At 71.7% G+C, this 15,780-nt stretch carries 1 protein-coding gene; it reads right to left on the reverse strand.

Translation table 11 applies throughout. From position 1 onward, the window contains the following. A partial coding sequence (locus tag ACZ6CL_RS39505) for an SDR family NAD(P)-dependent oxidoreductase (protein WP_468945565.1) occupies positions 1-15,691 on the reverse strand: 15,691 nt, incomplete at its 3' end. Positions 15,692-15,780: the final 89 nt, after the last annotated feature.

Raw genomic sequence — 15,780 nt, forward strand, 5'->3', positions numbered from 1 at the left:
TGATGTCGTGGAGTGTGGTGGTGAGGTGGTGGTGGAGGGGTTCGATGTGGGGTGAGTGGGAGGCGTAGTCGACGGGGATGGTTTTGGCGTCGATGTTTTGTTGTTGGTAGGTGGTGGTGAGGTGGGTGATGGTGTGGGTGTCGCCGGAGATGATGGTGTTGTGGGGTGAGTTGATGGCGGCGATGGCGGTGTTGGGGGGGAGGTGGGGTTGGATTTGGTGGTGGGGGAGGGGGATGGAGGCCATGGTGCCGGTGCCGGTGAGGTGGCGGAGGGCTTGGCTGCGGAGGGCGATGATTTTGGCGGCGTCGGCGAGGGTGAGGGCGCCGGCGATGTGGGCGGCGGCGATTTCGCCTTGGGAGTGGCCGACGACGGCGTGGGGGTGGATGCCGTGGTGCTGCCAGAGGCGGGCGAGGGCGACCATGATGCTGAAGAGGGTGGGTTGGAGGACGTCGACGCGGTGGGGGTCGGGGGTGTGGGGTTCGCCGCGGAGGACGGCGAGGAGTGACCAGCCGGTGTGGGGTTTGAGTGCGGTGTCGCAGTCGGTGAGGTGTTGGGCGAAGACGGGTGAGGTTTCGAGGAGTTCGAGGCCCATGCCGGTCCATTGGGTGCCTTGGCCGGGGAAGACGAAGACGGTTTTGCCGGGGGTGGTGGTGGCTTGGGTGAGGTGGGGGTGGGGGGTTTGGGTGGTGAGTGCGTGGAGGGCTTCGGTGGCGTCTTCGAGGGTGGTGGTGATGATGCCCGCGCGGTGGGGGAAGTGGGTGCGGTTTCGGAGGGTGTGGGCGATAGCGGCGGGAGTGAGGTGGGGGTGGGTTTGGATGTGGTGGAGGAGTTGCCGGGCCTGGTCGCGCAGGGCGGGTTCGGTCTTCGCGGACAGCAGCCAGGCGACAGGAGTACCGGGCTCGCCCTGAGCGCTGGGCTCGCCCTGGGTGCTGGGCTCGTCCTGAGCGGTGGGGGCTGTGTGGGGGGCTTGTTCGATGATGATGTGGGCGTTGGTTCCGCTGATGCCGAAGGAGGAGATTCCGGCACGGCGGGGCCGGTCGGTCTGGGGCCAGTCGCGGTTTTCGGTGAGGAGCTGGACGTTGCCGCTGGTCCAGTCGACGTGCGGGGTGGGCTCGTCGACGTGGAGGGTTTTGGGAAGAACGCCGTGGCGGATGGCCTCGACCATTTTGATGATCCCGGCGACGCCCGCGGCGGCTTGGGTGTGGCCGATGTTGGATTTGACCGAGCCCAGCCACAGAGGATCGGTGCGGTCGGGGCCGTAGGCGGTGATCAGGGCCTGGGCTTCGATGGGATCGCCGAGGGTGGTGCCGGTGCCGTGGGCTTCGACAGCGTCGACGTCGGTGGGCGCCAGGCCCGCGTTCGCCAGCGCCTGCAGAATCACCCGCTGCTGAGACGGACCGTTCGGAGCGGTGAGGCCGTTGGACGCGCCGTCCTGGTTGATGGCGGATCCGCGGACCACGGCCAGGACGTGGTGACCGTTGCGGCGGGCATCGGAGAGCCGCTCCACCAGCAGCAGCCCGACCCCCTCACCCCAGCCCGTGCCATCGGCCGCACCCGCGAACGGCTTGCACCGGCCGTCCGGGGCCAGCCCGCGCTGGCGGCTGAACTCCACAAAGGTGCCAGGCGTGGCCATGGCGGTGACGCCGCCGGCCAGTGCCATGTCGCACTCGCCGTTGCGCAGCGCCTGGATCGCCAGGTGCAGGGCCACCAGCGACGACGAGCACGCCGTATCCACCGAGACGGCCGGGCCCTCCAGCCCGAACGTGTAGGACAGGCGGCCTGACGCGACGCTTCCCGCGCTGCCGGTTCCCAGCTGACCCTCGTAACCTTCGGGCGCCAGGTGCATGAGCCGGGACGCGTAGTCGTCGTACATGACGCCGGTGAAGACGCCGGTGCGGCTGCCGCGCAATGACTCGGGGTCGATGCCCGCGTTCTCGAACGTCTCCCAGCTGGTCTCCAGCAGCAACCGCTGCTGCGGATCCATCGCCAGCGCCTCACGCGGGCTGATCCCGAAGAACTCGGCGTCGAAGTTCCCGACCCCGTACAGGAATCCGCCGTGCCGGGTGTAGGTGGTGCCGGGGTGGTCGGGATCCGGGTCGTAGAGGGCGTCAAGATCCCAGCCGCGGTCGGTGGGGAACTCCCCGATCGCGTCGGTGCCCTCGGCCACCAGCCGCCACAGCGCCTCCGGCGAGATCGCACCGCCGGGATAACGGCAGCCCATCCCCACGATCACGATCGGCTCGCAGGCCGGGACGGGAATCGCGACAGCGGCGGGCGAGGACGACGGCTCGCCCACACTCACCTGCTCCTTGAGGTACCGCACCAGTGCGTTGACGGTGGGGTGGTCGAACACCAGCGTCGCCGGAAGCCGTAGTCCGGTCGCGGTGTTCAACCGGTTGCGCAGCTCGATCGCGGTGAGGGAGTCGAAGCCGATGTTCTTGAAGTTCTGGTCCGCGGCGCCCTCCACAGCGGTGGAGCGGCCGAGCACGGCGGTGACGTGACCGTGGACGAGCCCGCCGAGCAGTGCGTCCTGCTCGGCGTCGGACAGACCGGACAGCCGCCCGGCCAGGTCGCCGCCGCCCGCGTCCGCGCGCCGGGGCCGCCGCCGGACCAGGCCACTGAGCACCGCGGGCAGATCGCCCTCGGCAGCGCGGTGGTGGAGGGCGATCTGATCCAGGTCGGCGGTGACGACGTGCGCCGTACCGGCGGCGAGCGCCGCGTCGAACAGGGCCAGCGCCTGCTCGGCGGCCATGGGCCGCAGCCCCTGGCGGTGGAGACGGTCACGCTGCGCCTGGGTGAGGGAGCCGGTCATGTCGCTGTCGTCGGCCCAGAGCCCCCAGGCGAGCGATGTGCCCGGCAGCCCGAGGGACTGGCGGTGGTGGGCGAGCGCGTCGAGGGAGGCGTTGGCCGCCGCGTAGTTCGCCTGGCCCGCCGCCCCGAGCACCCCGGCGGCGGAGGAGAAGACGACGAACGCTGACAGCGGCAGGTCGCGGGTGAGGTCGTGCAGATGCCAGGCCGCGTCCACCTTGGGCCGCAGCACCGTGTGCAGCTGGTGCGGCATCAGGTCGGTCAGCATCGTGTCGTCCAGGACCCCGGCAGCGTGCACGACGGCCGAGAGCGGACGGTCCGCCGGCAGGGCGGTCAGGACGCGGGCGAGGTCGTCGCGGTCGGCGACATCGCAGGCGGCGATGACGACCTCGGCGCCCAGCGCGGTCAACTCGGCGCGCAGTTCCTCGGCCCCGGGCGCCCCCTGGCCCCGGCGGCCGAGCAGAACCACATGGGACGCGCCGTGCCGGGCCACCAGATGACGGGCGACGCGCGCGCCGACCGTTCCGGTGCCTCCGGTGATGAGGACGCTGCCATCCGGGTCGAACGGGACGTCACCGGCGGCCGCCGACGCCCTGGCGAGCCGGGGCACATGGCATTGGCCGTCACGGATCGCCAGCTGAGGTTCGCCGCTCGCGGCCGCCGCACCGGCCGCCCGAACCGAGGCGTCATCGCCGTCGAGATCCAACAGGACGAAACGGCCCGGGTGTTCCAGCTGCGCCGACCGGACCAGACCCCATGCGGCGGCCCCTGCCGGGTCCGTGAGCACGTCGCCCGGCCCGGTGACGACCGCACCCCGGGTCACGATGACCAGGCGGGACACGGCCGTCCGCTCCTCGGCGAGCCACTGCCGCGTCAGCTCCAGCGCCCGTTCGGCCAGGACGTGCGCCGCCTGAGCACCGGTGCTGCCGTCAGGCGTGCGGCACTCGGCGAAGACCACCTCCGGTATCGGCCCTTCGGCGGGGATGCCGTCGCCCCACACCGTGGCCTCCCCGAGCCGTCCGGCCAGGCCCAGGGAGCCGGCCCCCCAGACGGCGGCCGGTGGCGGCTCCGCGGCAACAAGGTCCAGGGCCGTCCAGCTCAGCTCGAACAACGGCCCGGCCCGCTGGGCGTCGCCACGCAACCGCTCGGGGTCGACAGGCCGCAGCACCATCGACTCGACGGTGGCGACAGGCCTGCCGGACGTGTCGGCGATGTCCAGGGCGATCTCGTCCGTGCCGACCGGACGCAGCCGTATCCGCAGGCCGCTCGCACCCGTCGCATGCAGGGACACTCCGGTGAAGGAGAACGGCAGCCATGTCCCCTCGCGTTCGCCGAGCAGACCGAGCACGATGGTGTGCAGCGCGGAGTCCAGCAGCGCCGGATGCACGCAGAAACGCTCGAACGAGGCGTGCTCGTCCTCCGGCAGGGCGATCTCGGCGAAGACCTCGTCGCCGACCCGCCACGCTGCCCGCAGCCCTTGGAAGACCGGCCCGTACTCGTATCCGCCGGCGCTGAGCCGGCCGTAGGCGCCGCCCAGGTCGACGGGCTCCCCTCCAGGCGGCGGCCAGGCAGCCGCCGCACCATCCCAGCCCCCGGCGACGGCCTCGGCGATCGTGCCGCTGGCATGCCGGGCCCACGGCGCTTCGGACCGGCCCGCGGGGCGCGAGTGGATCACGACCTCGCGCTGTTCGCCGCCCTCGGCAAAGGAGACGCTGACGTGGATCTGAACGGGCACCTCATCCTGGAGGACCAAAGGATTTTCCAGCACGAGATCATCGACCCGGTCCCCGCCGGCCTCGACCGCCGCGCGGAGGGCCAGGTCCAGGAACGCGGCGCCAGGCAGCAGCGTTGTGCCGAGGATGCTGTGATCCGCCAGCCAGGAGTGTGTGGCGGTGGAGACCAGGCCGGTGAGGATGTGCCCTTGCTCGTCGGGCAGTTCGGTCGCGGAGCCGACCAGCGCGTGCCCGGTCGCCGTCCCGGACTGCCCCGGGCTCACAGCCGGGTGCAGCCAGTAGTGCCCGTGCTGGAACGGATACGTCGGCAGCGCGAGCAGCCGGCCCCCGGAGAGCACGGACGCCCAGTCCACATCGATGCCGTGCGCGTGGGCGCGGGCCAGCGAGGTGAGCAGCTGGCTCTGGTCACCCCGCCGACGGCGCAGCGTGCCGACCGCCACCGCCGGCGCGCCCAGCTCCTCGGCGGTGTGCTCGATCGAAGCGGTCAGCACCGGATGGGGACTCGCCTCGATGAACCGGGTGTGCCCGCTCTCCAGCAGCCTGGTGACCGCACGCTGGAACCGCACCGGGTTGCGCAGGTTGTCATACCAGTACTCCGCGTCGAAGCGGACGCCGTCACCAGCCTCCCGCGCCGTGGTGTACACCGGGATGACCGGCTCCCGGGGCTCGATGCCGGCGAGCGCGCGGAGCATGCGATCGCGGAGCGGTTCGATGTGCGGCGAGTGCGAGGCGTATCCGATCGGAACGGCCCTGGCATCGACCCCCTCGTCCTGATACGCCGCGATCAGCCGGCCGACGGCGCTCAGATCACCGGACACCACCGTGGCGCGCGGCGAGTTGACGCCCGCGACCGACAACGCGCCGCCGTAGGACGCCAGATCGGCGGTAACCCGCTCGACGGGCAGCGGAACGGACACCATGCCTCCGGTGTCCGCGATGGCGGCGGCGACCTGGCCGCGCAGCGCGACGACCATCGCCGCGTCCCTAAGCGTCAACGCGCCCGCGATATGCGCCGCGGCGATCTCGCCCTGAGAATGGCCGACGACCGCGTCCGGCTGGACGCCATGCGCCTGCCACACCCGCGCCAGCGAGACCGTGAGCGCGAACAGCGCGGGCTGGATCACCTCGACCCGGTCCAGCTCAGGCGCGTCCGGCTCGCCCCGCAGCACCGACAGCACCGACCAGCCGGTGTGCGGACGCAGGGCGTCATCGCAGGCACGCAGATACTCGGCGAAGACCGGCGAAGTCTCCATCAGACCCAGGCCCATACCCGGCCACTGCGCGCCATGCCCGGGGAAGGAGAACACGGTCTTGCCAAAGACCTCCACGCCCTCCACCACGTTCGCGGCTGGAGCACCGCTGCGCAGCGCGGCCAGACCGGAGCAAAGCTCGTCCACTCCGCCGCCGACAACGCCCGCCCGATGAGAGAACGCGGCACGCGTCATCAAAGTGCGGGCGACAGCCGCGAGACTCAGGCCCGGGTTCGCCTCGATGTGGCACAGCAGACGTCCGGCCTGCTCACGCAGGGCGGGTCCGCTCTTGGCGGACAACAGCCAGGCGACAGGACCGCTGGGCTCATCCTCCCCAGCCGGCACGGTCTTCGGGGCCTGCTCGATGATGACGTGAGCGTTGGTCCCGCTGATACCGAAGGAGGAGATACCGGCACGCCGGGGCCGGCCGGCCTGCGGCCAGTCGCGGCTCTCGGTGAGGAGCTGGACGTTTCCGCTGGCCCAGTCGGCGTGCGGAGTGGGCTCGTCGGCGTGCAGGGTACGGGGGAGCACCCCGTGATGGATCGCCTGGACCATCTTGATGATTCCGGCCACACCCGCGGCGGCCTGCGCGTGCCCGATGTTGGACTTGACCGAGCCGAGCCACAGCGGGGTTTGGCGGTCCTGCCCATACGTGGCGAGGATCGCCTCGGCTTCGATGGGGTCACCCAAAGTGGTGCCGGTGCCGTGCGCTTCCACCACATCGACCTCCGACGCCGACAGCCCCCCACCGGCCAGCGCCTCACGAATCACACGGCGCTGCGCCGGACCGCTCGGCGCGGTCAGCCCATTGGACGCGCCGTCCTGATTGACGGCGGACCCGCGCACCACAGCCAGGACACGGTGCCCGTTGCGCTGCGCGTCGGAGAGGCGCTCAACCAAAAGCAGGCCGACACCCTCACTCCAGGCGGCCCCGTCAGCGTCAGCGGAGAACGACTTGGAACGCCCGTCAGGAGCCAGCCCCCGCTGACGGCTGAACTCGATGAAGGCCGCGGGAGTCGCCATGACGGTCACCCCACCGGCCAGAGCCAGATCGCATTCACCACCGCGCAGCGCCTGCACGGCCAAGTGCAGAGCCACCAGCGACGACGAGCACGCCGTGTCCACCGTCAGAGCGGGCCCGGCCAGATCGAACACGTACGACACCCGACCCGACGCCACGCTCGTCTGCGTTCCCGCAAGCAAAAACCCCTCGAAGCCATCAGGAGAGGCTTGCATGAGCCGATTGCCGTAGTCGTCGTACATGACCCCGGTGAAGACACCAGTGCGGCTGCCACGGAGCGCGGCGGGACTGATCCCGGCGTTCTCGAAAGCCTCCCAGGCGGTTTCCAGCAGGAGACGCTGCTGGGGATCAGTAGCCAGCGCCTCACGCGGGCTGATCCCGAAGAACTCGGGATCGAAGTCAGCGGCATCATGCAGGAACCCACCATGGCGCGTGTACGTGGTGCCCGGGTGGGCGGGATCCGGATCGTAGAGCGCGTCAAGATCCCAGCCACGGTCGGTGGGAAACTCCCCGATCGCGTCAGCACCCTCGGCCACCAGCCGCCACAGATCTTCAGGACAGCGCACACCACCGGGATAGCGGCACGCCATCCCCACGATCACCACCGGATCGTTGTCCCGCACGCCGACCGCGGCAACCTGCTCCGCACCACCCGCACCGGTGATCTTCTCGCCGAGGTACCGGGCCAGCGCGACCGCCGTCGGATACTCGAACACGACCGTCGTCGGCAACCGGAGCCCGGTCGCCGCGCCGAGCCTGTTGCGCAACTCGACCGTGGTGAGGGAATCCAGACCCTGCTCCCGGAACGCCCGGTCCCCATCGAGCAGGCCGGGCCCACCGAGGCCGAGCACGCCGGCCGCCTCGGCGCGGACGAGCTCCAGGAGCGCCGCGTCCCGTTCCGCCTCGGACAACGTGGCCAGCCGCCGGGTCAGCGCGGCGGCTCCCCTGACCGAGGCCCGCGCGGCCGCCCCGCCCCTACGGGGCAGCAGCCGCCGGAAAACGGCGGGGACCTCGCCGTTCTCCGCCCGCAGCGCGGCCAGGTCGAGCCTGGCCGGCACCAGAGTGGGCCGGTCGGCGGCCAGCGCGATGTCGAACAGCGCGAGCGCTTCGTCGGTGTCCATCGCGGCGATGCCGCCACGCCGCAACCGCGCCCGGTCGGACTCGGTGAGATGCCCGGTCATACCGCTAGCCTCAGCCCACAGGCCCCAGGCGAGCGAGACGCCACAAAGCCCCGCCGCACGGCGGTGCTCGGCCAGAGCGTCCAGGAACGCGTTGGCCGCCGCGTAGCCGGCCTGCCCCGGGCCGCCGACCGTGGCGATCGCGGAGGAGAACAGGACGAACGCGATGAGCGGAAGATCGCGGGTGAGATCGTGCAGGTTCCAGGCCGCGTCCGCCTTCGGCCGCAGCACCGCACCGACCCGCTCCGGGCTGAGCGCGGCGACCGTCCCGTCATCGAGGACCCCCGCCAAGTGCACGACGGCACACAGCGGACGGTCAGCCGGGACAGCGGCGATCACCTCGGCCAGCGCAGCCCGGTCGGCCGCGTCGACGGCGGCGAACGCGACCTGCGCGCCCAAGGCACGCAAGTCGGCCGCGAGTTCGGCGGCTCCGTCGGCGCCCTCACCGCGGCGGCTGACCAGCAACAGCTGCCGCGCCCCGTGCGCGGCCACCAGATGACGGGCGACCAGACCGCCGAGACGGCCGGTACCGCCGGTGATCAGTACGGTGCCCTCGAACGTCGCCACCCCCGAGTCCGGCTCCACCCGGGACACCGGAGCCAGCCGGGGTATGAGCGCCACTCCCGCGCGGATGGCCAGCTGGGGCTCACCGCCCGGGACGACCGCTGCCACTGCCCGCTCGGAAGCCTCCTCGTCGTCCAGGTCGAGCAGGACGAACCGCCCCGGATGCTCGGACTGCACCGTCCGGACAAGCCCCCACACCGTCGCGTCCCCAGGAGAGGGGACGTCACGGACGGGATCGACCGCCATCGCGCCCCGCGTGACGATGACCAGACGTGCCGTGTCAAAAAGCTCCTCGGCGAGCCACTCCTGAACCACAGCGAGCGTCCGGCCGGCGATCGAGTGCGCCGCCGCGTCAGGAGCGAGACTCTCCGCGGCGGCCACAGGAGCGGTGAGGACGAACCCGGGCACGGGAGCGCCGTTCGCGACCGCCTCCCGCAGCGTGGCCAGATCGGGATACGCGTCGGCACTCAGGCCGCTGACCCCAGCCGCGTCGCCGAGCACCGCCCACCGGGCGGCCTCCGCGAAACCGGCCGGCAGCGGCTCCCACACGACGCCGTAGAGGTTTCGGACGTTACCGACCGCGCCGAGCCGGTCGACAGCCGTCGACCGCAGCGCGAGGACACCCGACGCCACGAACGAGGAATCCGCGCCGTCGGTGACAACGACCTCCACGGCGCCCTCTCCGGCCGGAGCCAGCCGCACCCGCACCGTCTCCGCGCCGCTCGGCACCGCGACAAAGCCAGTCCAGGAGAACGGCAGGAGCACCCCGCCCTCGTCCTTGCCAAGCAGCCCGATCGCCGCCAGCGGATGCAGCGCGGCGTCGAGCAGCGCCGGGTGAACGCCACTTCGGCTCCTCTCGGCCCGCAGCTCCGCAGGAAACGCGACCTCGGCGAACAACGTGTCCTCCAGCCGCCAGGCGGCCTGGACGTTCCGCAACGCCGGCCCGTACTCGTAGCCGTGCTCGTGAAGACCGTCATACAAGCCGGCCACATCGAGCTGTTCCGCGCCGTGCGCAGGCCACACCCCGGACATGGGCACGGCCCCGGCACCCGGCGTGCCAGCCGAGACAAAACCGACGGCGTGGCGCGTCCACTCACCCTCGCCGACCCGGGAGAACAGCCTGACCTGCCTGCGCCCCGACGCGTCAGCGGCGCCCACGACAACTTGGATCTCGACATCCTGATCCTCGGGCACCGGCAGCGGGATCTCGAACGTCAGCTCGTCCACCGAGCCGCAGCCCAGTTCGTCCCCGGCCCGCGCGACCATGTCCAAGAACGCGGTACCCGGCAGGAGCACAACACCCCCGACACAGTGGTCGGCCAGCCACGGACGCGCCGCACGCGACACCTTGCCGGTGAACAAGTGCCCCTCACCGTCGGCGAGTTCCGTCACCGTGCGCAGGAAAGAATGCCCGATCGCACTCCCGCCACCGGCACTCGGCTCGATCCAGTACCGCTGCCGCTGGAACGGGTAGGTGGGCAGATCCACATGACGTGCCGGCCGACCGTCGAAGACGGCGCTCCACTCCACGTCGATCCCGTGCACGTGGGCGAGGCCGAGGGAATGCGCGAACCGGGCGGGACCACCATCGTCCCGCCGCAGCGACTCGACCACGACGGCATGCTCGGCACCAGCCGCCTCCAGCGTCTGCTCGATCGCCGCGGTCAGCACCGGGTGCGGGCTGACCTCGATGAACGTGCCGAACCCCGAGGCCGCCAGCTCACCGACAGCCGGCCCGAACGCCACCTGACGCCGCAGGTTCTGATACCAGTACTCCCCATCGACACGGAAGGACCCCTGCCGGACACCCTCGACCGTGGACCAAAACTCCAGCCGCGGCTCACCCGGCGTGATCGACGCGAGCTTCTGCGTCAGCTCGTCCTCCAGTACCGCCATATGCGGGCAATGAGAGGCATAGTTCACCGGCACCCGGCGGGCCCACAGGCCCTCGGCCTCGCAGCGCGCCAGCAGTTCGTCCAGCGCGTCCACATCACCACCGACCACGCTCGAGGACGGACCGTTCACCGCGGAGACCCACAGCTTCCCCGCCCAACGGCCGATCAGCTCCCTCACCGTGTCCGGGGAGCCGGACACCGTCACCATGCCGCCGGTGTCCGCCAGTGACAACAGCGCCGTGCTGCGCAGCGCCACCACGCGAGCAGCGTCCGCAAGCGTGAGAGCACCCGACACGTAGGCGGCAGCGATCTCCCCCTGCGAGTGGCCCATCACCGCGTCAGGCTCCACACCCATCGCACGCCACTGCGCCGCCAGGCCCGCCACCACGGCGAACGTCGTGCACTGCACCACATCGGACCGATCCAGCCCAGGAGCTCCAGCACCCCCGCACAGAGCATCGCGCACGGACCAGTCCAGATGCGGCTGGAGCGCGTCCGCGCAGGCGAGCACCTCGTCCCGGAACACCCGCGAGGTCTCCATCAGCCCGGTGGCCATGCCCGCCCACTGCGAGCCCTGCCCCGGGAAAACAAACACGATCTTCCCCCGGTCCCGCGCCACGCCGAGCGTGACACCCGGCGCGGCCTCGCCGCTCGCGAGCGCGGCCAGGCCGGAGCGGAACGCGGCCCGGTCCGCGCCGGCGACGACCGCGCGACGGGCGAACACCGCGCGGGTGGTCGACAGCGCGCGGCCGATGTCGGCCACAGCGGTGCCCTGCTCGTTGTCGATGAACCGCAGCAGCTGGTCCGCCTGATCCCGCAGCCCCTGACTGTTCGGAGCCGACAGCAGCCACGGGACGGTCACCTCACCGCCCCCCGCGTCCACCGCCTCTTCCTCCGGGGCCTGCTCGAGCACCATGTGCGCGTTGGTGCCACTGATACCGAACGACGACACCGCTGCCCGCCGCACCGCCGTCTCAGGCCAGGGCCGGCCCTCGGTCAGCAACTGGACCGCACCCGCCGACCAGTCGACCTGCCGGGTCGGGGCATCCACGTGCAGCGTGCGCGGCAGCCTCCGGTGACGCAGCGCCATCACCATCTTGATCAGGCCGCCGACTCCGGCCGCGGCCTGCGCGTGGCCGATGTTCGACTTCAAAGAGCCCAGCCACACAGGCGCGTCCTGAGGACGGTTCTGACCGTAGGCCTCGATGATGGCCTGCGCCTCGATCGGGTCCCCGAGGCGGGTGCCGGTGCCGTGCGCCTCGACCACGTCCACATCTGAGGACTCCAGACCGCTGCTGGCCAGCGCCTGCCGGATCACCCGTACCTGGGACGGCCCGTTGGGCGCGGTCAGCCCGTTGCTGGCCCCGTCGGAGTTGATCGCGGACCCCCGGATCAAAGCGAGCACCCGGTGGCCGTTGCGCCGCGCGTCCGAGAGCCTCTCCAGCACGACCATCCCGGCACCCTCTGACCAGCCGGTGCCGTCCGCCGTATCCGCGAACGCCTTGCACCTGCCGTCCGGGGAGAGCCCCTGCTGACGGCTGAACTCGACGAAGATGCCGGGCGAGGCCATCACATTCACGCCGCCCGCCACAGCGAGCGGGCACTCCCCGCCGCGCAGCGCCTGCACAGCGAGATGCAACGCCACCAGCGACGACGAACAGGCGGTGTCCACGGTGAACGCCGGGCCCTGCAGCCCGAGCGTGTAGGCGATCCGGCCGGAGGCCACGCTGGCGGTCGTACCGGTGAGCAGGAAACCGTCAACCTCACCGCCCCCCTCGGTCAGGCGCGGCCCGTACTCCTGCGACATCGCCCCGACGAACACACCCGTCCGGCCGCCGCGCAGCGACGACGGGGCGATGCCCGCGCGCTCCAGCGCCTCCCAGGACACCTCGAGCAGCAGCCGCTGCTGCGGGTCCATCGCCAGCGCCTCACGCGGGCTGATGCCGAAGAACGCCGCATCGAACAAGTCGGCGTCCCTCATGAATCCGCCGCGTCGCACCGACGAGGTACCCGAGGCCCCCGAGCCCGGGCCGAACAGGGCGTTCAGGTCCCACCCCCGGTTGCCGGGGAAATCGGAGATCGCGTCCGTCCCGGTTTCCACCAGCTGCCACAACTGCTCAGGAGACCGCACACCCCCCGGGAAACGGCATGCCATGCCCACGATGGCGATGGGGTCGCCCGCGCCACCGTCGCTCGCCGGCGCCACCAGGTCGGGTGGCGCGTCGGCGGCCGCGGTGAGCCGGACGTACAGGTGCTCGGCGAGGATGGCCGGTGTGGGGTGGTCGAACAGCAGGGAAGCCGGCAGATCGAGACCGGTCGAGGCCGCCAGCCTGTCTCTCAGCTCCACCGCGAGCAGCGAATCGAAGCCGAGCTGCCGGAACGACCGCGCCATGTCGATGCCCGCGACGTCCTCGTGCTCGAGAACGACGGCAGCTCGGCGGCGCACCAGAGCCAGCAGGGTCCGCTTGAGCTCCGGCCCCGGCAACGCGGCCAGCCCATCCGCCGCCGACCGCGGCACAGGTTCCGCCGCCGGGCGATCGGGTACGGGAGCGCCGTACGGCCCGGGCCCGGACGCGAGCCAGTGGCGACCGCGCTGGAAGCGGTACGTCGGCAGCGGCACCCGGCGCGGCTGACGGCCCGCGAAAAGCGAGGCCCAGTCCACTTCCCCGCCATGGACGTACAGCCGGCCCATCGAGTGGACGAAGGCCGGCCAGGCCGCCTTGTCCCGCCGCAGGGTGCCGACCGCGGCCGCGTCACTACCGGCGGCGTCGATGGCGTGGCGGAGCGGTGTGGTCAGAACGGGGTGAGGGCTGGTCTCGACGAAGCGCGTGTGCCCCGTGTCGAGCAGCCCGGTGACAGCGGCGTGGAACTGCACGGGGTTGCGGAGGTTGTCGTACCAGTACTCGGCGTCGAACGCGGGGCGGGTGCCGGGGCGGGCGGTGGAGTGGAAGGGAATGTGCGGCACCCCGGGGGTGATGTCGGCGAGGGCCTCCACGAACTGCTCGCGCAGCGGCTCGATGTGGGCCGAGTGCGAGGCGTAACCGATCGGCACCGGGCGGGCGTTGACGCCCTGTTCCCGGTAGTGGCCGAGGAGGCGGCGCACGGAGTCCGGATCGCCGGAGACCACCGTGTCGTGGGGCGAGTTGATCCCGGCGACGCAAAGGCCCGGGTAGGCGGTCAGATCGTCGGCGACCCGCTCGGGGGAGAGCGGGACGGCGGCCATGCCACCGGTACCGGCGATCGTCCTCGCGACGAGCCCGCGGTGGGTGATGATTTTGGCGGCGTCATCGAGGCAGAGGGCTCCGGCGATGTGCGCGGCGGCGATCTCGCCCTGGGAGTGCCCGATGACGGCGTCGGGGGTGACGCCGTGGTGCTGCCACAGCCGCGCCAGGCAGACGGTGACGGCGAAGATGGCGGCTTGTACGACGTCAACGCCATCGAGATCGGGGGCACCGGGCTCGCCGCGCAGGACGTCCAGGAGCGACCAGCCGGTGTGCGGTCGCAGGGCGGCGTCACACGCGCGCAGGTGCTGGGCGAAGACCGGGGAGGTCTCCAGCAGGTCCAGCCCCATACCGGCCCACTGGGTGCCGTGCCCGGGGAAGACGAACACCGTCCGGCCGGGCTCGCCGACGCGTCCGGTGACCAGGCCAAAGGCCGCGTCCTCACCCGCCTCCGCCGCGGACAGCCCGCGCAGCAGGCGCTCGCGGCTGTCACCGAGGACGACCGCGCGGTGGTCAAAGACCGACCGGGTGGTGAGCAGTGACCAGCCGACATCGACCGGGTCGAGGCCCGTACCCTCCTCCACACCGGCCCGCAGGGCGGCGGCCTGGGCGCGCAGCGCTGCCTCGTCGGCTCCAAAGAGCACCCAGGGCACCACCGGCACGGCGGCGGGAGCCGCCTGCGACACCGGGTCCGTGTCCACCGCGGCCGCGCCCGAGACGGCGGCCGGGACGTCGGAGACCACCACGTGGCAGTTCGTGCCGCCCATGCCGAACGAGTTGACGCCCGCCACCAGCGGCGCGTCCGGCTTCGGCCACGGGCCGAACCCCGTGCGCACCTCGATGTTGAGCGCGTCGGGATCGATCCGCGGGTTGGGCGTCGTGTAGTTCAGGCTCGCCGGGATCTCGCGGTGCTTCACGCACAGCGCGGTCTTGATGAGACCCACGATCCCGGCCGCCCCTTCGAGGTGGCCGACGTTGGTCTTGGCCGAGCCGACGTGCACAGGCCCGTCCGAACGGCCCGCGCCGACCGCGGCCCCGACGGACGCGGCCTCGATGGGATCGCCCACCGTGGTGCCGGTCCCGTGCAGTTCCACGTACTGGACCTCGCCCGGCTCCAGGCGCGCCCTCTCATGAGCCAGCCGGATCACGTCCCGCTGAGCCTCGGCGCTCGGCACGGTGAGGCCGTCGGTGGCGCCGTCGTTGTTCATCCCGGTCCCGCGGATCACGCAGTAGATGGGATCGCCGTCGGCCAGGGCGCGGGACGCCGGCTTGAGGAGGACGAACCCGCCGCCCTCACCGCGGACGTAGCCGTTCGCGCGGGCGTCGAAGGTGTAGCAGCGCCCGTCCGCGGAGAGCCCGCCGAACCGCTCGGTCGCCAGCGCGGCGCCGGTCGCCAGATTCAGGTTCACGCCGCCGGCCAGCGCCATGGCCGACTCGCCGGACAAGATGCTCTCACAGGCCAGGTGCACGGCCACCAGCGCCGACGACTGCGCGGTGTCCACGGTGAGACTCGGACCGCGCAGCCCGAGCGTGTACGAGATCCGGTTGGCGATGATGCCCCGGCCGGTCCCGGTCAGCGAATACTGGGTGCTCGCCTCGGAACCGCGCCGCTGCAGCAAGGACGCGTAGTCGTCGCCGATGGCCCCGACGAAGACCCCGGTCCGGCCGCCCGCCAGGCTCGCGGGGACGATCATCGCGTCCTCCAGAGCCTCCCACGCCAGCTCCAGCATCAGCCGCTGCTGCGGGTCCATGTTCGCGGCCTCGCGCGGGGAGATGCCGAAGAACGCCGGGTCGAACCCCTCCACGTCGTCGAGGAACCCGCCGTGCCGGAGCCCGGCCGTCCGCGCCGTGCCGCTCCAGCGGTCGGCGGGGGTCTCGGTGACGGCGGACCGGCCATCGCGCAACAGCCGCCAGAACGCCGCCGGATCCGGCGCCTGGGGCAGCCGACAGGACAACCCGACGATGGCGATCAGGTCGTTCGACACCGGGCGCACACCCCCCGACTCAGTGAAATCAGTCATGGCGTCCTGACAGCCTTCCTCGCACACCGGGAATTCTGAAAATGGCACGGAAAATCGAGCGACCGACTTTTCGCCCGGTCGCCTGCGGG

It is taken from the genome of Streptomyces sp. NPDC041200 (assembly GCF_055591805.1).